The organism is Microbacterium sp. NPDC060117 (assembly GCF_042729315.1).
GTDB lineage: Bacteria > Actinomycetota > Actinomycetes > Actinomycetales > Microbacteriaceae > Microbacterium.
Map to the genome: position 1 here is coordinate 567524 of NZ_JBHWXR010000004.1, position 24208 is coordinate 591731.

Below are 24208 nucleotides of genomic sequence, written 5' to 3' on the forward strand. Positions count from 1 at the left end.
GTGTCGACCAGGACGGATGACAGGGGGCGGCGCGCGTCGGATCTTCCGATCGTGCGCAGCTGGCGCACACGCGCCGTGGCGCTGGTCGCCGCGTTCGCGACCGCGCTCGTCATGTCGTTCCCGGCGAGCGCCTCGGCCGTTCCGCCGGTGGCCGCACCCGCCTCGGTCCCGTCCCGCCCCGCTCCCGCGATGACGAACGTCGCCGCGGACGCTGCGAACAGCCGGGCACGGCTCGAGGGGCTGATCGCCCAGCAGCAGTTCTCGGCGTACGCGGAGGCGCTGGCCGCCTACCTCGCCGAGAAGGCCGCATACGAGGCCGCGCTGCAGCAGGCGCAGGTGGACGCCGCGAGCCAGGTCACCCCGGTCGCGGACGCCGGGACGGTGGCATCGGGCGTCGTCGAGGCGCCGGTGAGCGATCCCGGCACGGTCGTGACGGTGACTCCCGCCGCGTCACCGGCGACGACGGATCCGACCCCGTCGAACCAGGGCTCGCAGATGCACTGCGTGCGCAGCGCCGACGGCAACTCCGTCACGTGCAGCTCGGGCACGCCCGCGACCGGGTCGACGGGCACGGGGTCGACCGGCACCGGTTCGACGGGCACCGGTTCGACGGGCACGGGTTCGACGGGCACGGGTTCGACCGGCACCGGGTCGACGGGTACGACGGGGACCGGGACAGGTTCGACCGGCATCGGGTCGACGGGCACGGGATCGTCCGACACGTCGACCGGGACGACCGGATCCGGAACCACCGGCACTCCGAGCCCGACTCCGGACCCCTCGCCTTCGCCGATCATGGCGGACGCGGCCCCCGCGACGCCGGTGGACACCTCCGCCGTGCTCACCCAGGGCGAGCTCGACTCCGCGGTGGCCCAGGCGCAGGCCGAATGGCAGGCCGTCGACCCGAACGCGGACTTCTCCGGATTCAGCGCGACCGTCGGCGACCTCGACGCCGGCTGGCTCGGCAGCGAGGACTCCGGATCCGTCATCATCGACGCGCACGCGGCGGGGTGGGGCTGGGACGTGACGTTCCCCGGCGATCCCGCCTCCGCGCACATGGACCTGCTCACCGTCGTGCGCCACGAGCTCGGCCACGTGCTCGGCCTCGGGCACACGCCGGGGACGGTGATGACGCCTTCGCTCTCCGCCGGCGAGAGCTACGGCGTGGATGCTTCGCTGCTGCCGGCTCCCGCGCCGGCTCCCGATCCTGCTCCTGCTCCTGCCCCTGCCCCTGCACCGGACCCGGCTCCCGCCCCTGCGGCCGACCCCTCGCCGGCGCCCTCCGCCGGCCCTGCGCCCGTCGTCGACCCCTCAGCCGCGCCGGCGCCCGCGTCGTCCGCGAGCTCGACGTCCGCGGCGACCGGCGCCGCTGCCCCCACCTCCACCACCGCCGGCGCGACGCCTGCGGCGGCCCCGACGACGACCTCCACCACCCCGGGCGCGACCCCTGCGGCGGCCCCGGCCCCGACGACGACCTCCACCACCTCCGGCGCGACACTTGCGGCGGCCCCGACGACCGCCGCCGTGTCGGCCCCGGCCGCGCCCCCGACCCTCTGGAGCGTCCAGCTGCCCACCGGCACAGGCACACTCGCGTTCCACGCCGACGGGACCGTCACCTTCACCACGGCGGCGGGTACGATCTCGACGCGCTACGCCGGTCTCACCGAGATCGACGTGCAGGGCGGGCGCGATGACACGCTCGTCATCGACCGCGGTGCGGTCGACCCGGCGCTCACCGTCCGGTTCGACGGCGGAGACGGCTACAACACCCTGAACTTCGCAGGCACGGCGGCGAGCACGGTCTCCCGGCCCGTCGACGCGCATTCCGGCACGGTCGTCCTCGACCGCACCACCGTGGACTACTCGCGCATCGCGCCGATGAGCATGAACACCTCGACCGATGTGGCGTTCGACCTGGGCGGCGCGGATGCGACCTGCACGCTGTCGCCGTCGGCGACGGCCGGCAGCATGAACATGAACTGCCCCGGGGCCGCCGAGGTGACGGACTTCGTCATCCCGACGAACTCGCTGACGATCACCGGCACCGGCAACGACATCCTGCATCTGCAGGGCGCCCTGAACCTGGCCGCCGCCAACCTCACGGTCGTGTTCCGCCAGATCCTGTTCGACAGCGGTATGTCCCTCACCGCAGGCGACGTGTCGCTGACCGCGACGCAGACCGTCACCGGCGGACTCTCGAACGCCCTCTCCTGCCTCGTGAACGGCACGCTCGCGACGCACTGCGCCGACACGTCGATCGGCTTCGCGAATGCGGCGGTCACGGCGAACAGCCTCACCGCGACGGCCAGTTCCACCGTCACTCCCGATTCGTTCTACGGGATCATCGTGAGCGACCATGCGGCCGTCACCGTGCAGGGCGGCTCGATCCACACCACCGGAGCGCTGTCCCTGTCGGCCACGGCGACCGTGCCGACCTTCACGGCCGACGAGAAGTACACCGACAACCTCCTCCTCGATGCGGGAGCGACGGTCTCGGTGGGCGGATCCGCTCAGCTCAGCAGCGGCTCGACCGCCACGTTCACCACGACCTCCGACGTGCACGGCACGGCGAACCCGCAGGTCGACAGCGGCAAGAGCCAGGGCAGTGCGGGCGGCGACGGCAGCACGGCTCAGCAGGACGCCGCCGTCGCGACGGTGACAGTCTTCAGCAACGCGTCGACCACCCTGACCGGCACGGCGAGCCTGTCCGCCACCGGTGCGGCAGCGCTGCACGCGAACAACCACGTGAACGTCACCGCGACGGGCGACGCCACCCCGGCGACCAGCGGCGCCGGCATCGCGGTGATCATCGTCTCGCAGAACACGACCGCCTCGATCGACTCCACGTCGAGCACGGCGATCACCGCGGGCGCGCTGACCGTCGCCGCGGACAGCGACAACACCGCCACCGCGACCGCGCAGACCAGCCCGAAGGGCTCGACCGGCAACGACAAGGGCGTCAACGACCCGAGCCGTGCGAACGGCCAGGCGCAGTCCGCCGACGGCCCCGCGGGCGGCACGAGCGGCAGCAGCACGGGCATCGCGGGCGCGCTCGGCGTCGTGGCGCTCACGGGCGGCACGCACGCCTTCATCGCCCCGACGGCCGGTGCTCTCGTCATCACGACGACCGGCGGCACGCAGACCGTGCACGCCGCGGCCCGGAACGTGGACGCCGCATCGGCGTCCGGCGGGAGCGCCGACGGATCCGGCGGCATCGGCATCGGCATCGCCGTCGACGTCGCGACGTTCACGACCGAGGCGTACCTCGGCGGCGGCGCGACTCTGAACGCCTCGGGTGTCACGGTGGAGGCGCTCGCTCCCGGACAGTCGCAATACGGCGCGAGCGCCCAGTCCGGCGCGGCGGGGAGCGGCTCGGTCGGGGTCGCCGGCTCGCTTGCGATCAACGTCGCGGTTCTGAAGACCCTCGCGGAGGTGCGCGGCACTCCGACCGTCAACGCGGATCTCACGCTGACCGGCGGCTCGAACGTGCAGGATCGCACGGACGCGACCTCGAAGAAGGACGGCACCGGAAAGTCCATCGGCGTCGGAGCCTCGATCTCGATCGACATCGTCGACAACACCACGAACGCCGGTGTCGTGAGCGGGGCGACGCTCGCCGGTGCGCATGCCCTGACGCTGAACGCCACGGGCGCGAGCGACAGCGGCACGACGGCGAAGAGCGGAGCGAAGGGCGGCGGCAGCCTGACGTTCACCGCGGTGGTCGCCCTCAACGTCGACAACGTGTCCACGTCGGCCGGGATCGCCGACGGCGCCGACCTGCACACGACGGGCGCGATCGCCGCGCACGCGAGCCAGACCGCGAAGGCCGTGACGACGGCCACCGGCGCCACCGACGGCGGTGACCTGGCGATCGGCGCGTCCTTCGCCATGACCCTGGCCAAGCACCGCGCCGACTCCTCCCTCGCCCGCAACGCCGTCTCCGGCGGCGGCGATGTCAGCTTCAAGGCCGATGACGCGAGCGACACCGACACGGAGGCCACCGCGAGCGTCGCCGGCGCGAAGGGCGAGAAGTCCGCGAGCGACCCGAGCGGAGACACCACCACGGTGAACGGCAAGGGAGACAGCCAGGCAGGCTTCGCCAACGGGCGCTCCACCGCCAACGGCGGCAAGGGCAGCCGCTCCACGACCCCGGCGGCGAAGTCCGGCGACGGCGCCGGCGGCAGCGGCGGCACATCGATCAGCGTCGCGGCCGCGATCGCGTTCAACATCGTCGACTCCACGTCGACGGCAGAGCTCGCGGACGGCCAGTCCGTCACCGCTTCGGGCGGACAGGTGACCCTGGCGACCACGAACACGACGCATGCCAAGGCGATCGCGACCGGCACGGCGAGCACCGGGTCGTCGCTCACGATCGGCGCGGCGGTCGCCGTCAACCTCGTGAACATCACCAACCAGGCGTCGATCGGCGTCGGCAGCACGGTCACCGCACTGCACGGACTGACGCTCACCGCGCTGATGAACACCGTCCCCGACGGGACGCACACGATCGATGCCGAGGCGACGGCCGGCGCGTCCAGCTCCGACGGCACGCTGGGTCTCGCGGGCGCCTTCGCGATGAACCTGCTCAACGAGAAGACCACCGCAGTGGTGTTCGCATCGCCGGTCGGTGGCGGGGGAGTGGTGATCACGGGCGTCGGCGATGTGACGATGACGGGCGGATCCTCCAGCAGCAGCACGACGAAGGCGGCGGCCGCACAGTCCGGCGGCGCGACCGTCGGCATCGGCGCGTCCGTCGCCCTCAACCTCGTCAACAACGACGTCTTCACCGGCTTCGACCTGAACAGCTCGGCGGCCAACGGACCGCCCGTCACCGGAGCGCGCAACATCACGCTGAACTCGACCAACGCCGATGCGCTGACGAACGAGACCGATGCGGGAGGCAAGGGCGGCAAGGTGACCGTCACCCCCTCCGTCGCGGTATCGATCGCGAACGAATCGTCTGTGGCCGCTCTCGGTGCCGGCCCGATCGTGCAGACGACCGGAGCGATCTCCGTGACCGCCGCGTTCACGGGCGCTGTCGACACCACCGCCAAGGGCGACACCACGGTCGGCTCCACGGCCGGGATCGGCCTGTCGCTGGCCCTCGCCGTGGTGAACCACACCGTCGACGCGCACACCGACCGCAGCCTGAGCGCCGGCGGCGCGATCTCGTTCTCCGCGACCGGCAGCTCGCAGACCACGAGCGAGGCGGAGGCCTCCGCGAGCGGCGCCTCGGACGACGGCCAGGACACGAACAGCAAGGCCGACGACAACCTCGGCAATGCGAACAAGACGCAGAAGGACAACAACGCCGCAGGCAAGGACTCGGGCAAGACCTCGACTCCGAAGACCGGCACCGCCGACGGCCAGGACAACAGCGGCGGGTCGAGCTCCCCGTCCCTGTCGGTGGCCGCGGCCCTCGCGATCAACATCGTCACCACCGTCAGCACCGCGACCGTCGCCGACTTCCTGACGATCACGGCGGGCGGCGTGCTGACGCTCCTGAGCTCGGCCCACACCGACTCGTCCGCGCACGGCAAGGGCGACACCACGGCGAAGGCGGCCGTCGGCGTCGGCGCGGGCGTCGGCGTGAACTCCGTCGACGTCACCAACCGTGCCAGCACCGGCGACTCGACCGTGGTCGCCACGGGCCTCGACGCCGAGGCGCGGATGACCGACATCGCGGACCCGGACAACCACGACGTGCTGCGGCACTGGAACGGCACGTCGTGGGACATCATCGATCGCGGCAAGGACCTGCCCGGACCCTACGCGGGCCAGTACTTCCGGCTCACCGCCGACGACGGCTCGAACGGCAAGGGCGTCTACCAGTACTCCTCCGGCGGCAGCTGGGGCAGCGCGGTGCTCACGGGCGTCGTCCCGGAGCAGGACAAGCTCAGCGACTGCGCGCACGCCTCGAGCCCGGCCTTCTGCGTCCTGACCGTGCCGAACGCCGGCCATGCGCAGGGCAGCCTGTACCGCTGGGACGGCTCGGCATGGCAGTACGCCGGCGACCAATCGGGCGAGAAGCTGCCCACCGATGGCCCGAAGGACAAGGACTACTACCAGCTCACCGCCGATGACGGGCTCGGCCACAGCGCCGGCCTCTACCGGTTCGGGTCCGGCGCCCACGCCTGGACCTCGCTGGGCAGCACCTTCAGCCACGGCATCGACCTGCCGTCGTCGCCCACCACCGACCAGATCTTCCGGCTCGACGAGCACGAGTTCGAAGCTCAGGCCGAGTCCGGAGCGGGGGACTCGACGACGATCGGCGTCGCCGGATCCGTCGCGATCAACATCGTCAAGAACCGCACCGAGGCGGTCGTGCCCACCGGCGGTTCGATCACCCTCAGCACGGACGACCTGACTCTGAAGAGCCGCAGCACGGAGCGCGACGCGGCGAAGGCGACGAGCAAGGCGGAGACGGGCGACTCGGTGGGCGTGGGCGCCTCGGTCGCGATGAACATCCTCGCGGGCCAGGATCCGGTCACTCTGCTGCCGTCCAACCGGGTGCGCTCCGAGGTCGCGAACGGCGCGACCATCTCGGGCGGCCGCAACATCGAGATCGAGGCGAAGGGGTGGCGGCAGATCTCCACCGAGGTCGAGGCGGGCACGAAGACCAGCGGCGACAACCCCGCGATCACTCCCGCCGTCGCGCTCGTCGTGAGCAACCACGAGACCGTGATCGCCCGCCTCGGCACCGGTTCGACCCTGACCGCCACCGGCACCGTCACGGTCAGCGCCGAGCACACGAACGAGATCGACACCTCGGGCAAGGCGGAAGCCGCGAGCAAGGACGTCGCCGTCGGCGCCATCGTCGCCCTCAACGTCGTCCTCGACTGGAACACCCTCGCGGCGATCGACCGCACGATCAGCGGCACGTCCGTCACGATCGAGGCGACCTCGGAGCTGGCCGATGCCGCCAACGCCACCGCGAGCGCGCGCGGCAGCAGCGATGGCGACAACGACTCGGACAAGAAGTCCGACCAGCAGATCAAGGACAACCCGAACACCACGGGAACCACGGACGGGAAGACAACCCCGAAGTCGAACGACCAGACCACGTCGGCGAACAGCAGCTCGAGCGGCAAGACCGGCCAGAGCGGCGGCGGCACCGGCATCGCGGCCTCCATCGCCTGGAACTGGATCGAGGCGACCAACGAGGCGCGCATCGGCGGCGGCATCACGGTGACCGCCACGGGCGGCGCGGTGAAGGTCAGCGCGTCCGATCTGACCGGCAACACCGCGAAGGCCATCAGCACCGCGTTCGACCTCACCTCGGGCAGCACCGAGATCGGCGCCGCGGTCGGCTTCAACTACCTCAACCTCACCAACAAGGCGCACGTGCTGCAGGGCGCCACCGTGACCGGAGCCGGCGTCACCGTCGAGGCGATCACCCCCGCCGGCAAGCACGACGACTTCATCATCTGGGCTTTCGCCGCCGCCGGCGGCAAGTCCGGCACGAGCTTCGCCGCGTCGGCGGGCATCAACGTCCTCAACCTGTACACGGCGGCACGGATCGGCCAGGGCGCCACCGTCACCTCGACCGCAGGCATCGACGTCAACGCCGTCACGGACATGCGCCTGCTGAACCTCGCGCTCTCCGGTGCGCTGTCGACGAGCGGCAAGGGCATCGGCGGCGCGTTCGCCGTGAACATCCTGCCCGCCGTGTCGACCGTCGCCTCGGTGTGCTCGGGGACGGATCCGACGACGGATCCCGACTGCACCGGCTCCTCCGCCGTGACGACCCTGCAGGCCTCCGGCGCGATCGGGGTCACCGCGCACCAGACCTACGCGCCACTGGCACCGACGACCGGTAACAGCACGATCGACGACCACCTTCCCGCGATCTCGTCCTTCGCTCTCGGCGGCGCGGTCGGCGGCGACGGACTCGCCGTGAGCGCGACCGTCGTGGTGGACGTGCTCCTGTTCGACACCGAGGCGTACATCGGCGACAGCGCGAAGGTCAACCAGACCACGACGGGCGACTCCGGCCAGTCCGTGACCGTCTCCGCCCAGGACGACACGAACATCGTGGACGTCTCCGGCGGGCTCGCCCTCAGCGGAGGATCCGCGTCGGTCGCCGGATCCATCATCGTCCTCGTCATGACGAAGGACGTGAAGGCGCGAATCGGCGCCGGCGCGAAGGTCGCCGCGGGCGGCGGGGTCGCGGTCACCGCGGTCTCGACCGAGAACCTCCTCGAGATCGTCGTCGGCGGCAGCGCCTCCGACTCGAGTGCGGCGGTCGCCGGCACCTTCGCCGTCATCGTGATCAACCCGGGCGACCACGCCACCTCGGCGACCATCGGCGACAACGCGGTCGTGCACGCCGGCGGCGACATCGCTGTGACGGCCTCCGACCACGCGGACAAGCTCAGCATCGCCTCCGGCAACGTCGCGATCTCCACGAGCAGCGCCGGTGTCGGCGCCTCGCTCGCCCTCCTGGTCCGCAACGGCGACGTGGTCGCGACGATCGGCGACCACGCGGACATCGAGGCCGACGGCGCCACCGGGCTCACGGTCTCCGCGACGCAGGTCGGCGACGTCCTCCTCGTCGCGGTCGCCGGCGCCGGTGGCAACAACGCGGGCGTCGCAGGATCCGTCTCGATCGACGTGCTCACCGACGTGACCACCGCCGGGATCGGCGCCAGCACCACGGTGAACTGCGTCGGCGTGGGCTGCACGAACTCGAGTGCGCACACCTCGCAATCGGTCGCCGTCACCGCGTCCGACACGACGACGATCCTCGCGCTCGCGGGTGCGGTGGCGGTCGGCGGGACGGCGGGCGTCGGGGTCGGGCTGGACGTCGAAGACCTGCACAAGACCACCTCGGCGACGATCGGCTCGTCGTCCACGGTGCACGCCAACGGCGACGTCGTCGTGACCTCGACCTCGAGCGAGGACATCAAGTCCATCTCCGCGGGCGTCTCCGCCGGAGGCACGGCCGCGGTCACCGTCAATGCGGCGGTCCCCGTGATCAGCGTGACGACGACGGCCGGAATCGGATCCAGCGCGAACGTCCGCGCCGGCGGCAACGTCATCGTCTCCGCCGACGAGGCCCTGAGCCTCTTCGTCATCGCGGGCAACATCAGCGTCGGCGGCACCGCCGCGATCGGCGCCGGCGTCGCCGTGCCCGTCGTCACGAAGACCACGAACGCCACGATCGGCTCCTCCGCGATCGTCACCGCGCTCGGCGGCGCCACCACGCACGGCACCGTGAACACCGGCGGCTACATCACCTCCGGCACGGACACGCGCTTCGACCCGCGCGGGTACCAGGGCGGCTACCCCGGCGGCCCGCTGCCGAACTCGCCGGCCCCCCAGGGCCTCATGTTCGACGGCACCACCATCAACCTCGGCTACACCCATAACTTCGTCGAAGGCCAGCAGGTCGTCTACGACGCGGGCGGCGGCAAGCCCATCACGGGGCTCTCCGACGGCGCGACGTACTTCGTCCACCTGGTGAACGGGTGCGGCACGTGCATCCAGATCCGCGGGCCGAACCCGGATTCCCCGATCATCACCGGCATGACCCTGCCCTCCGGGATGATGAGCGAATCGCAGCGCTTCATCCCGACCAACACCCCGGGCGCCGCGGGCGACGACGCGCCGCGCTTCAACCCCGGCGTCGACGTCGGCTCGAACTACATCGTCCTCCCGTACGACCCGAACGCCGCGAACGGTGACCCGGTCGTGTACAGCGCCGGCGGCGGCACCCCCATCGGCGGACTCGTGGACGGCGCGACCTACTACGTCGTCGACCACACCCCGAGCCACTTCCAGATCGCCCGCACCAAGTGCGAGGCCACGCTGAACGCCGACGACTGCGCGCACGACGGCATGGCCGTGCCGGGCGCCACCGTGCCGATCGCCTTCAGCTCCACCGGCGCCGGCCGCTCGCACAGCTTCGTCCGCTCCGGACAGCTCCCCGGCGCCGACGGTCGGCAGACCGGCCCGCAGACCATCACGACCGGCACCTCGTCCGGGTTCTCCGGCGTCGCGGTCACCGCGACCAACAGCGACTACATCGCCTCTCTCGGCGTCTCCGCGGGCGTCGCAGGGACGGTCGCCGTCAACCTCTCCGGATCCATCTCCGTGCTGACCGTGCATACGACCGCATCGATCGGCGACCACGCCGAGATCAACTGCGCGACCGCGGCCTGCGCGGCCGACGACCCCGCCGCCGGATCCGGGCAGTCCGTGCGGGTCGCCGCCGGCAACAACTACCGCACGCTCGGCCTCGCCGCCTCCGTCGCGGTGAGCGGCACCGCAGCCGTCGGTCTCTCCGCGGCCGTGCGGGTCGTCGAGCTGCACGCCGACGCCTACATCGACCACGACGCGATCGTCAACGCCCGCCACGACATCGAGGTCGTTTCGCACACGAGCGACGCCGTCGTCTCCGTCAACCTCGCCGCCGCCGGCGCCACGGTCGGCGTCGCCGGCACCGTGGGCGTCACCGTCCTGAAGACCTTCACGAACGCGTACACCGGAGACGCGGTCACGCTGCGCTCGGACGGCAACATCGCGGTCCTCGCCTCCGACGACACGTCGCTGATCCTCGTCACCGCGTCCCTCGCCGTCGGCTGGGTCGGGGTCGGCGTGGGCGTCGACGTGGTCGTGGCCACGAAGAGCACCCAGGCGCACCTCGGCACGGACAACACGGTCGTCGTCAAGGGCACGGGCGCCGGGTACGGCTGCCCGAGCACCGGCGAGGCCTGCATCGATGACGGCACGATCGCGAACGACTCGTTCGGGTCGCAGACGGTGCACGGACTCGCCGTGCAGGCCGGATCCACCGAGAAGCTCTTCGGCATCGTCGCGGGACTGGCGGCCGGATTCGTCGGCGTCAGCGGCAACGTCGGGGTGAGCATCCTCACGGTCGCCACGGGCGCCTGGATCGACGACGGCACGACCGTGAACAAGGGATCCGGCACGATCCTCGGCGGCGTCGCGGCGAACCAGTCGGTGGCGGTCAACGCGACCGACCGCCTCGACTCGCTCACCTTCGCGGGCGGAGTGGCCGGCGGGTTCGTGGGGGCCGCGGGCGGCATCGACATCGGTGTCGCGAACGTCAGCGTGACCAGCTACATCGGCACCGCAGACGTCTGGGCCAACGGCGCGGTGGCGGTGAACGCGCTCGCCATCAAGCACGTCGCCAGCTATGCGGTGAGCGTCGGCGGCGGCTTCGTCGGCCTCGCCGGCGCCGTGTCGGTCTGGTCGATCGGCACGACCCCCACCGACCAGTACAACTCCGACGCCAACGGGCCGCAGCGCGGGGCCTACTCCGCGGCGAACAGCTACACGACCGGCGACGTGGTCACCGCCTCCGGGCACACCTACGTCGCCCGCAAGAACAGCGACCCCACGAACGCGCACAACACCGGCGACAGCGCCTACTGGGAGCTGTCCGACCCGAAGAGCGCCGCCACGGGCGACAGCGGGGCGATGTCCGCGCAGGACCAGGCCGATGGCACGGCCTCCGGCTCGGGGGACGGATGGGGCAGCGCGCTCAGCGGCACGGCCGCGCAGAAGGTCGCGCTCTACCAGGCGGGCCACGCGTACAAGAATGGCGTGATCGTCACCGACGGGTCCGGCCACTACTACCAGGCGAACGTCGCCTTCACCTCCGGCGCGTCGATCGCCGCCGACGGCGCGAAGTGGACCCCGATCAACGCGCCCTACGCGAGCTACGTCTACTCGGGCGGCGATCGGGCGAACCAGGGCCTCGTCGCGGCATCGCCGGGCGGATCCGTCACGGCCGACACGTTCCACCCGACCGTCGGGCACCCGGCGCCACCCGCCGGCACCTCCGCCACGATCTACGGCACCGTCCACTCCCTGCAGTCCGACGTGCAGATCACCGCCGATGACCGCCTCGACGTCGTCGTGCTCGCGGGTGCCGCCAGCGTGGGGCTCGGCGCCCTCGGCGCCGGCATCTCGGTGCTCACGATCGGCCTGCACACCGATGCCGGCGTCGCGAACACCGCGAGCCTCTCCGCCGCAGGCACCGTGGGCGTGCACGCGAACCTCACCGAGAACGTCACCGACATCGCCGTCACCGGCTCCGTCGCCGGCATCTCGGTGACGGGCCAGATCGTCGTGCTGAACGACACCAGCGCGCAGGCCGCGCACATCGACGGCGGCGCGAGCATCCCGCAGGCCGGCACGACCATCGACGTCACGACCCTCGCGACCCGCACCATCACCGCCTACGCGGTGGGCATCACGCTCGCCGCCGGCGCGGTGGGCGTCGCGGTCGCGGTGCTGAACCTCTCGGGCGACACCACGGCGACGATCGGGAACGTCGGGATCGGATCCGGTGGCGCCATCGGCGGCATCACCGTCACCGCCACGGATCACGTGACCCCGAAGATCCTCGCGGTCTCCGCGCAGGGCGGCATCCTCGCCGGCATCAGCGGCATCGTCGCGATCCTCAACTACACGGGCACCACCCGGGCCGCCGCCGCGGCGCACGGATCCGTCACGATCGGCGGCGCCGGCGTCACGGTGAGCGCTACGGGAACGCGCACCGACATGACGCCGGTCGCGGTGAACATCTCGACCGGCGCCGCCGCGGTGGGCTTCACTCTGCTCATCGCGTCGAGCGGTCGCCACACCGAGTCCGAACTGGGTGGCGACGTCACCACCAGCGGCGGTGTGGACGTCGAGACGAACGCGAGCAACGTCGTGAGCGCCACGACGCCGGGCGTCGCGATCGGCGCCGCGGCGATCACCGCCATGATCCCGATCGCCACGATCTCGGGGCACACCACGGCGAAGCTCACCGGCCGGGTGGGCGGATCCGCGAGCGTCACGGTTCACGCGAGCGGCGAGAACCACGCGAACGCGGAGGTCGACATCCTCGGCATCGCCGGTCTGTCGCTCAACGTCGGCGTCGCGAAGGCGACCATCGCGGACGGTGCCGACATCGCGGCCACCGTGAGCTCGGACGCTTCGATCACCTCCGGTGGCACGGTCAACGTGACTGCCGACATCCACGGACCGAACGCGCGCAATGAGGCGATCGCGATCGGCAGGAACCTGAGCGCCGGATTCGTGGGCGCGGGCGCCGTGTTCGCGGCCCAGGCCCTCATGGGCGGCGCCATGCACGCCGAGCTCTCCGGCAGCGTGACGAGCTCCGCGAGCGTCGCGGTCAGCGCGATCGGCGCCAACCGCGCCGAGGCGCAGCTGCTCGTGGTGAGCGTCGGCGGCCTCGCGGGCATCTCTGTGAGCCTCGCCGACGCCGAGATCCGCGCGGCCGCGAAGGTCGAGGCCGTCGCCGTCTACGCCGGTGCGTCCCGCACGATCACGAGCGCGGGCCCCGTGACGTTCGACGCCGAGTCCCACAACACGGCCTACACCAAGACGCAGATGGGCTCGGGAGGCGGTCTCGTCGGTATCAGCGTCAGCGTGCCGACCGCGGACATCGCCGCCGCGACCACCGCCTCGGTCGACGTCGGCGTCGATGCGGCCTCGCTCTCGGTCACCGCGAACGGCACCAACAACGCGTCCTCGGTCACCGACATGCTGAGCATCGGCGGACTCGGGGCCGGCGGCGCCAACGACGCGCACGCGACGATCCAGTCCTCGGCCCTCGTCACCGCAGCCGTCGGCGCGCACAGCACGGTCACGCTGTCGGGGGCGGCCACGATCAGCGCCGTCAAGAAGAACACCGTCGTCTCCACCACGAGCAGCGTCAACGCCTCGCTGGTGATCAGCGTCGGGATCATCGGATCCACCGCGGCCGACCACGGCGGCAGCAGCGCGGCCTTCGGCGGCGAGCTCGTCACCGGCAGCCAACTCTCCGTCAAGACCGACGCGACGGATGCGACCACGACCACCCTCGACATCGTCTCCGTCTCGCTCGCCGTCGGCGTCTCGGCCGTCTCCGCGACCGGCGCCATCGACGGCACCGACGCGGCGGCGCTGGGCGGATCGGCGAACATCCACAGCCCCGGCACGGCCATCACGGTGCACGCCGGTCGCGGGGCGATCGTGCTCACCAACGTCACCGGCGGCGCGGGCGGCATCCTCGGATCCGGCACCGACATGAAGGCGGTCGCCACCGTCGGCGGCACGGTCTCGGCCTTCGTCGACGACGGCGCGACCGTCGGCACCGTGTCGGGCAGGCCCGGATCCCTCGCGGTCACCGCCGACGACGCGGCCGTCGCAGGCGCCGGCGCCAAGGCGGGAGCCGGCTCGATCGGTCTCACGATCGGCGCGGCGGTCGGCTCGGCCACCGCGAACCCCACCGTCAAGGCCTACCTGGGAACCGGCGTGCACGTGGTGCTCGGCACGGGAGCGACCAACGGCGTCACCGTGACCGCGATCTCGCATCGCGCGCAGGCCGTCGGCACCGCCAAGGTGGTCGGCGGCGGCATCGCCAACGTGGGCCTGCCGGGCGCGGACGCCACCACGTCCCCGACGGTGGATGCGCACTTCGGCGCGAACACCACGATCCTCGCCGGCGGCACCGTGACCCTCGACGCGCAGTCGCTGGCAGACCCGCAGGGGGCCCTGCTCACCGACGACATCGTGGGCCTCAACGTCGACGGCGGTGCCGTGCCCGACGACACGGTGCTGTTCCCGCAGCACGGCCTGTCCACCGGCGACCAGGTTCAGTACAGCTCCTCGAGCCCGATCGGGGGCCTGCGCAACGGGCACGTGTACTCGGTCGTCGTGCCGGTCGTGAACGGCGACCCCGACCCCGACCACCTGGGCTTCGGCGTCACCTGGACCGCGGCGTCGATCGACGCGCTGAGCCTGGTGCCGGGAACGTCGGGCGTCGACACGTCCCGCGGGCTGCTGCGCTTCAGCGGGCCGCACCACTTCGAGAACGGCGACGCCCTCATCTACCGCTACGACCCGGCGCACGCCTCGTCGATCGGCCTGACCGACGGCGGCGTCTACTACGTGCGCGTGATCGACGTCTACACGATCGCGCTCTACACCTCCCAGGCGGATGCGCTGCAGGCCGCCAGCGTGTTCCAGACGGGCGACGTGAGCGGCAACCTCATCGGCGGCACGCCGTTCACGGCCGGCCAGCAGGTGACCTATCGCTCGGCCCCGGCGAGCACGTTCACGCACGGGGCGGGCATCCCGGCCATCAACGGCCACCCCGCGTGCGCGTACTGCAACCACGCCGTCGATGTGACGGTCGACGGCAGCGGGCACGTCACCGGCGACAGCGGATCGGCCTACAACGTCTATCTGCCCACGGTGAACGTGGATCCGATCACGCATGCCGTCACCCTCTCCGACCACAACCTGCACGACGGCCAGGCCGTGATCTACCGGATCAGCGACGCCTCGCACAAGATCCCCGAACTCACGGTCGGCGCCACCTACTACGTGATCCGCCAGAGCGCGTACGCGATCCGCCTCGCCGCGACCTACTGCGACGCGGTCGGCCACGCCGGCGACGCCGCCTGCCCGGCCGCCTCCGTCGTCACCCCGATCCACATCTCCGCCCCGCCCGAGTCGCGGGACGTGCAGGCGTTCGCCCCCGCGGGCATCGGCCTCACCGACGGCAGCACCTACACGGTCGGCAGCCGCAACGGGTCCGGTCAGATCACCCTCACCGGGCAGTCGCTCAGCACGGCGCACGTGTTCGGCGACCAGACGCTGTTCCTGGCCGGGACCGCGCTCAGTGCGGGCACCGGAACGCAGCAGCTCGTGCTGCGGCTCACCGGCTCGCTCACCGGATCCCAGAAGCTGCTCACCGCCGACGGGTCGTCGCTGCGCGCGGCCTCGCCGCCTCCGGGCACCGGGGTCACCAACGCCTCGGCCAACGGCGGCGGTGGGGGCCTGGGTTCCTTCACCTCGCAGACCGCGCAGACCACCGTCAACCCGACCGTGCGCGCCTACGACGCGGCCGCGTCGATCACCGCGGGCGGCAACGTGGGCATCAGCGCCACGACGCACACGAACGCGACGGCGAACACGAGCAACGGATCGGGCGGACTCATCTCCGGCGCCGGCGTCTCCTCGCACGTCGACGGCACCGGCAACACCTCGGCCTTCATCGGCACCGGTCCCGACGGCATCACCGGGAACACCGCGGGGACGCAGGTGAACGCGAGCGGAGTGGGCATCACCGCCGGCGGCATGGTGCGGGTGTTCTCCACCGCCACCTTCGTAGCGAACGCCGATGGCGACACGGAGAGCGGGGGACTGGCCGGCGGATCCATCTCGCACGCCGAGGTGCACCTCACCGACAACACCGCGTCCGTGATCGGCGCCGGGGCGCACGTCGTCGGCGGATCCGTGAACGTGCTGGCCACCACCACCGGGTCGAACATCACGAGCCACTCGAAGTCGATCTTCATCGCGTTCGCCGGGTTCGCCACCGCGAAGGCGGTCTCCGAGCTGAAGAGCCGCGACACCGCGCTCATCGACGGCCAGACCGGCACGCCCACCTGGGTCGAGGGCGACGGCGGCGTGGATCTGCGTGCCTTCCACAGCGGGAACGCGCGCTCGCACGACGACGACCCCGAATGCTGGTGCATCGGCCCGTCGTACAGCGACGGCTACGACAACCTCGAGTTCTCCGAGACGGCGGCGGCCCACGCAGGGGTCACGGTCGAGGCGGGTACGCGGATCCAGTACGGCGTGAACACGAACGATCAGAGCCTCGACCCGGCCGACCCGTCGCCGTGGCACCTGGCGCACCCCGCCGGCCAGACGCACCTCGCGCTGTACGTGCAGGCGGAGACGAGACCAGGCGATCCGGTCGACAACACCGGCACCCGACATGTCGACTGGAACGCCGACGTCATCATCCATGAGGGCCCGAGCCCGCTGCTGGTCATCGGCCCGGACGGCCACGTCGTGACCGCCGTGAACATCACGGTCAACGGGGTGAGCAACCCCGCGCCGGGAACGGACTTCAGCGGCGCGCCCGTGATCGAGGTGAACGACCTCGTCGACCACGACACCGGCGACGTGCTGATGAGCTCGGGCGGCGGCACCATCCAGAACACCCTCAACGGCGGCGCGAACGTGTCGAGCCACTACTGGGGCACGTTCTACTACCGCGACAACTGGGGAGCGGTGACGATCCTCAACCACTCCACCCAGCGGCTCGTGATCGACGACATCACCGTGCTGAACGTCGGCACGCCGACGGTGACGCTAGCCGCTCCCACCGTCACCGCGATGTTCGCGATCGTGCGCCACGTCGACCCGACGCTCGTGACGATCACGAACGACGCCCCGACCTCCTCGCCCGATCTGCTCATCAACGGCACGATCCTCAACCCGATCGGCGAGACGGACGTGTCAAGTACCGGATCGATCTCCTCGTCGACGGTGCGCGGCGGATCCAGCTCCGCGTTCAGCGGCCCGCACACCGATCTGATCCGGACGAACATCCTGCACCTCGCCGCCGGCACCTCGATCGCCGCCACCGGCACGTACCTCAACATCGACCTCGTGCAGTGGGCGGGGCACGACGAGGACCTCACGGCGAACTCCGGCACGAGCCAGTACCTCGACCTGCAGACGCTGCTGCGCGACCCCGCGATCGCGAACCCGCAGACGCCCGCGTACGTCATCCCGATCGATCACCTCGTGGCAGGGGACAGCATCTTCGTGCGCCTGCAGGCCACCCAGTACCAGACCTCGGTCGGCACCGTGCCCGGAATCCAGGTGACCGCGACGCCTGGACCGAGCGGTCAGTACGTGAGCTTCTACCACCCCGACAGCGCGCACTGCTACTACTCGGACGGCTGCACGAGCCCGCACCCGACGCTCGAGCCGGGAGCCTTCGCCACCGGCGGCAGCGCGACCGCGAGCACCTACGACTTCAGCCTGCTCGACGCCGGATCCCACGGCGACAACGGCCAGATCGACGTCTTCGCCGCGAACGACTCGCCCTCGGCGACCCGGATCAACATCATCGGCCTCGTGCTCATCCAGCAGCCCGCCTCGGGGGTGACCGCGGCCACCTACGGCACGGTCAACGCCGACACGAACGGCTTCATCACGCTCACCGAGCAGTACGGCGACCTGCGTGCGGGCCTCATCCGGTCCACGGACGACGATGTCACGCTGACCGCGCCGGGATCCATCTACGACGCGCCGCAGCCGTCGCCGAACCCTCCGGCGTCCGGGCACACGCCGGCCGCGACGACGCCGCAGGTCGTGGGCGTGAACGTCACTCTGACCGCCCAGAGCGGCACGATCGGTCTCGACAGCAACTTCCTCGAGATCCAGTCCTCCGTCGACAGGTTCGGCGTCCTCAACGCGCAGGCCCCGGGCGTGATCCGGGTCTCGCAGACCACGGGCGACCTGCACGTCGACACCGTCACCACCTGCTACGGCTCGAGCGCCACCACGTGCGCGAACATCTCGCTGACGAACTTCCAGGGCTCGATCACCGACGGCCACAACCTCGGAACCGGCGGTACCAGCGCGAACGTGATCGGCGACACGATCGACCTGCTCGCCCGGTACGGCAGCATCGGCGCCGCGAACGGCACGAACGACCTCAAGCTGGACTCCGCCAGAGGAAGCGGCTGCACGAGCCACGACACGCTGCTGTACCAGGGCGCGAACTATCAGAACGCCACCGATGCGCAGCGCGCCGTCACCGCCACCTGCGACGTCGCAGCCCAGGCCGACGGCAGCATCTTCCTCACCGAGGTCGCCGGCCCCATGAACGTGCTGCTCGCCCACGCGGGGGAGAACGCGGGGCACGTCGCGGGCCCGAACAGCGTGCGCCTCACCACGACCGAGACCGGCGTCGAGGGCAACGACATCCTGCTGCTGCACTCCGGGTCGACCCTCGTCGTCGAGAACGCGCCGCAGACCGTGCTGCAGGGCCTCATCGAAACCGACGGCGGCAACATCGTGCTCCGCTCGGCCGACGACATCGTCACGGATCCGAGCAGCATGATCCTCGCCTTCGCGAGCACGGTCGCCGGCGTCGTGAGCGACCCGAACCAGCAGGGCAACGCCACCGGCAACATCGACATCTACGGCGACTGCCACAACGCCGCCTCGGGCGCGTGCTCGATGCCGGCGCTCGACACGACCGCGCCCGACCCGACGATCGGCGATGGCACGGTGATCGTGCTGCGCAGCGGCCAGGCGGCGGCGGGCGGCCTGCCGGGCGAGATCGCGAACGGCACCGGCGGCCTGACCCGGGTGTTCGGCAACTCCGAGGCCGACACGTTCATCTTCGACCGCACGATCCTGGTCGGCCAGACCCGGGCCTACGGCGACAGCACACCCACGCAGTCCGGCCTGTACGCCCCGCTCTGCAACGGCCCCCCGAACATGTGCGTCGACACGTTCGTCGTCAACCGGCTGCAGTCCATGGTCGCCCTCGGCCAGCAGGTGAGCCGCGGTGCGACCCTGACCCTCGACGGCCAGAACGGCAGCAACGTCTACTCGATCTTCACGAGCGGCAGCCAGTTCACCAGCAACAACTACGAGCTCAACGTGCTCGGCTCGCACGCCCCCTCCGACGGCACCGACACGCTCAACATCTACGGCTACGACACGTACACGGCCGGATCCCCGGACTCGACAGGCATCGATCCGTCCACCCAGCACGAGTACGCCACCAACGACATCTTCCTGTTGCGCGGCACCCCGGCAGGCATCCTCGGAGAGACCGCGGCACGGCCCGCCCTCTACCAGGGCACGGGCGCCCACCCGGTCTCCGCAGACCCGTACTCGGCCGGATCCGGTTTCGTCGCCCTGCTGCACTCGACCCTCGCGGCCACGCAGGCGAACCTCGGCGGCACCACGACCACCGGCACCACGGGCGTCTACGGCGTCGAGCGGATCAACTACGACTCCGCGATCAACGGGGGCCTGCACGTCTACGCGCTCGGCGGGAACGACTACTTCGCCGTCGACGACAACGCCGCCGCCACCTACCTCGACGGCGGATCGGGCGACAACCAGTTCCAGATCGGCCAGATGTACGGCGAGCGCCGCAGCGCCGGCGCGGTCGCCTCGCCCGCGCCGTCCTACGGAGCCTCGGGCAACCTCGCCGCCGAGAACGTCTTCGACGTCGCGACCGTCGCCACCACGCGCGGCTGGCTCTCCCGCGGCACGAGCGCGCCGCTCGTCGCTCAGGGCGGCACCGGCAACAACACGTTCACCGTCTACTCGAACCACGCGGTGCTGCACCTCGAGGGCGACGGCGGCAACAACCTCTTCATCGTCCGCGGTTTCGCGCTCGCGCAGACCGATCCGGCGGGCAACATCATCCTGCCCGGCGGCTGCACGACGATCGAGGCCCCCGCGTGCATCCCGATCCCGATCACGACCAACGGGTACTCCACCGCCGCGCAGACCGACGTGCGCACCGGCGCCGGCAACAACCAGGTCGAGTACAACATGAACGCCCCGGTGTCCGTCGACGGCGGCACGGGCTTCAACAAGCTGATCATCCTGGGCACCGAGTTCGCCGACCACATCGTGGTGACCGACCACGGGATCTTCGGGGCCGGGGTCTCGGTGACCTTCAAGAACATCCAGGTGATCGAGGTCGACGCCCTGGAGGGCGACGACGTGATCGATGTGCTCTCCACGCCTCCGGGCGTCGCGGTGCGGGTGATCGGCGGACTCGGCAGCAACCAGATCAACGTCGCGGGCGACGTCAGCGGCAACGTGTACTCGCGCGACATCAACGGCACGAGCGGCACGATCAACCTGGCCGTCATCACACAGGACCAGCTCTACAAGGACGTCGTGATCCCGGGCGTCGCCCTGAGCGTGGCGCAGGGATCCCAGGGCGCCGTGATCATCACCGAGCACGCGGGCGGCACGGTCGTCAAGGAGACGCAGAACGGCCAGGCCATCAGACCGCCCATCGGCACGATCGACTCGTACAGCGTGCGGCTCGCGCAGGCGCCGACCTCGACGGTCTACATCGCGGTCACCGCGGAGCCCGACATCCGCCTCAACCGCGAGGGCACCCCGCAGGGCGACTCGATCCTGCTCGCCACGACCCCGCTCGGATCCGTCCCGAACCCCGGCACGACCACCGCCGACAGCGACTTCTACCGGCACGTGCTCATGGACGCGCTCACGACCGACCTGCCGCAGCGGGCGCTGGTGCTGGTCTTCACACCCGGCAACTGGCAGATCCCGCAGCTCGTCTGGGCGGGCGCGATGAACGACGCCCTCGACGATGGCCTGCGCACCTACGAGATCAGCCACAGCGTGCTCAGTGCGGATCCGTTCTACGCGAACGCGGCCGTGCGCAACGTCGAGGTCACGAAGATCGATCCGGGTACCCCGGCGATCCTCGTCACCAACCTCGGCAACACCAACCCGACCGGGATCTCGATCGCCTCGCGCTTCACCGACGGCGTCGGCAACGGCGGCACGACGTTCACCTCGGCCACCGCGAACTTCACCCTCAGCGACGTCGGGCAGCCGATCGCCTCGATCGACGGCAGCGCCGCGATCCCGTCGAACACCGTGATCCTCTTCGTCGTAGACGCGCACACGGTCGTCCTGTCCGCCGCGGTCGCGAACGCGAGCGGCATCCACTTCGCCCTGCCGAGCCGGCTCGCCGCCGTCCAGCAGTACCGCGACGGGGCGACCACGAACGGGTCGAACATCCTGTACTCGGCGAGCGCGGGCTTCAACGGAGGCGACGTCGGCCGCGGCATCGTCGAGGCCGACACCGGCAGCGCGATCCCCGCGGGCGCCACGATCGTCGCGGTCGCCGCGGACGGCACCTGGGCGCAGCTCTCGGTCGCCGCTGTCGCCACCGTCACCGGCCTGGTCTTCGCCATTCCGGACCGCAACGCGAGCAACCTGATCCTCGGTGGCAGCGGCACCGCGACCTACGCGATCTCCGGATACGCCTCCGTCGTGCTCGCCGCCCAGCCGAGCGCTCCGGTGACCGTCACGATCACGGCCGCGAACGATGCCCGCGTCTCGCTGTCCAGCACCGATCCGCGGTTCCACGTGGTGACCGCGGCGTTCGGCACGACCGCGGGCGTGTACACGATCACCTTCTCGACGGCGGACTGGTCCACGCCGGTCATCGTGCGCGAGGACGCCACCGCGCACTACAGCATCGCGGATCCGCACAACTCCTACCTCACGGCGACTGTCACCAGCAGCGGGCCCGAGTACGCGGGCGTCGACAACAGCCTGACCCCGTGGGACGTGCTGGTCATGAACGACCTGACCCCGGCCGGCATCGTGCAGGCGCCCGCGGGGATGGTCGTCACCAAGTGCGGTGACGCGCTGTGCACCGTGCCAGGGCCCGGGTCGAGCATCAGCATCCGTCTGGCCGCGCCGCCCAGCACCGATGTCACGGTCGCCCTCGTGACCGACGGCCAGACCGACATCGTCGCCGATGGCGTGCGGGTCACGAACGGTGCGATCGGCGCCCAGAAGACCGTCACGTTCTTCAGCGGCAACGTCACGATCGCCGGCCTCGTCGTGACGCTCGCCGCCACCGAGCTCGGCAGCTTCCTCGCCGACGGATTCGCGCAGGGCCAGCAGATCCGGCTCTCCGGCGCCGGGGCGCCGCTGACCGCGACGATCACCGCGGTCACCGTGACCACGATGACGTTGAGCGCCGCGCCGGCGGCAGGGCCGCACACCGTCACGATCGGCCGGGTGGTGAACGCGGGGCTGTTCACCGGATCCGTGGTCTACGACTCCGCGGCCGGCACGCTCCGTCGCGCCGACGGCTCGAGCTGGCTCGACGACGGCTTCCTCGAAGGCCAGATCTTCAAGATCGGTGCCTCCGCGACCATGCTGAAGATCCAGGCGCTGACCGGCAGCACGTCCACCAGGGTCGACATCCTCACCGTGACGGACAAGACCGCGCTCGCCGCGGTGCTGGGCGCCTCGAGCACGATGACGCTCACGCTCACCCAGTGGGCCGCGCGGGTCACGTTCACCCCGTCGAACTGGTATCAGACGGTCGCGATGGGCGTGGTGGCCGACCCGAAGTACAACGTCCCGCCGGGCAACGCGTCGCTGCTCAGCTTCCCGAAGACGCCGCACCTGCTCTCCGCGATCCGCGGTCCGCTCTCGGTCGAGGGCGGCCCCACGGCCGGCAACCACGCCGCGCTGCAGCTGCCCGTGATGCTGCCGCAGGAGGGCAACGCGCTTCCGTTCGGCATCGGGATCCAGCCGCCCGAGGCGCAGCAGGTCAACGTCCTGAACATCTTCGACGACGGCGCGCAGCAGAACCAGACGGGCGTGCTCAGCTCGACGACCCTCACCGGCTTCGGCATGGGCCCGGGGCTCGACTTCTCGCACCACAAGGGCTACGAGCCCGGCAACCCGGCCAAGCCGACGTTCGGCGAGCCGCCGGTGTTCCCGAGCGGCATCAGCTTCGGTTCGGTCACGGTCGACCCCGTCACCGGGCAGATCCAGACGAACGCGAGCCTGTCCACGATCCAGTCGCTGAACATCCTCGAGGGTCAGGGCAACGACACCCTCACCGTGACCGGGACGCTCGTCGGCGGCCCGTACACCAACCCCGACGGCACTCCCGGCACGACCTTCGCGCACGGCGGCCTCACGGCTCTGCACGGCGGCGGCGCAGCAGCGCTCAGCATCACCGGGACCTTCGACATCACGGCGACCACGATCACCCGCGACGACGGCACCGCCTGGGCGGCGGACCAGTTCGCGGTCGGCCAGGGGCTGATGTGGAACGGCATGCCGATCGGCGTCATCACGGCGATCAACGGCGCGGTCATCACCTTCGTCGGCCACGGCCCGGCGACCGGGACGGGCGTGCACGGCACGGTGGCGGTCTTCGACCCCGTCGTCCGCGTCACCACGAACGTCCACTTCGTCGGCAACACCCTGATCCGCACCGACATGCGGAGCTGGGTCGAGGCGGGCTTCTCGATCGGGCAGCTCGTCACGGTGAACGGCGTCGTGGTCGGAGCGGTCGCCGGCTTCACCGGACCGACCCAGGACATCCTCGTGCTCACCGCGGTGGCCGTCCCGCCCTGCGCGAGCGGCAGCACCTGCGTGGTCACGGTCGCCCAGGGCGCGGCGAGCGACAACGCGGTCCGCTACGGCGGCAACGTCTTCACGGTCACCGGCGGCGCGGGCCCCGGCCCGGGCGCGACCCCGCCGAGCGTCACCGGCACGTTCACGACAGGGCTGTCCGGATCCTCGCCGACGCTCACCCGCGGCAGCGGATCCTGGATCGCCGACGGCTTCGTGTACGGCATGGTGCTGCAGGTCGGCGGGCTCC

Annotated in this window: 1 protein-coding gene (only partly in view); it reads left to right on the plus strand. The window is 71.1% G+C overall.

Annotated elements, in window-relative coordinates; all coding sequences use genetic code 11:
* Positions 1 to 24208 carry the 5' portion of an Ig-like domain-containing protein gene (locus tag ACFWCK_RS18390; RefSeq protein WP_378807243.1) on the plus strand. 6047 nt of this gene lie beyond the right edge of the window, so only the first 24208 of its 30255 coding nucleotides appear in the window; its start codon is at positions 1 to 3; its stop codon lies beyond the right edge, outside the window.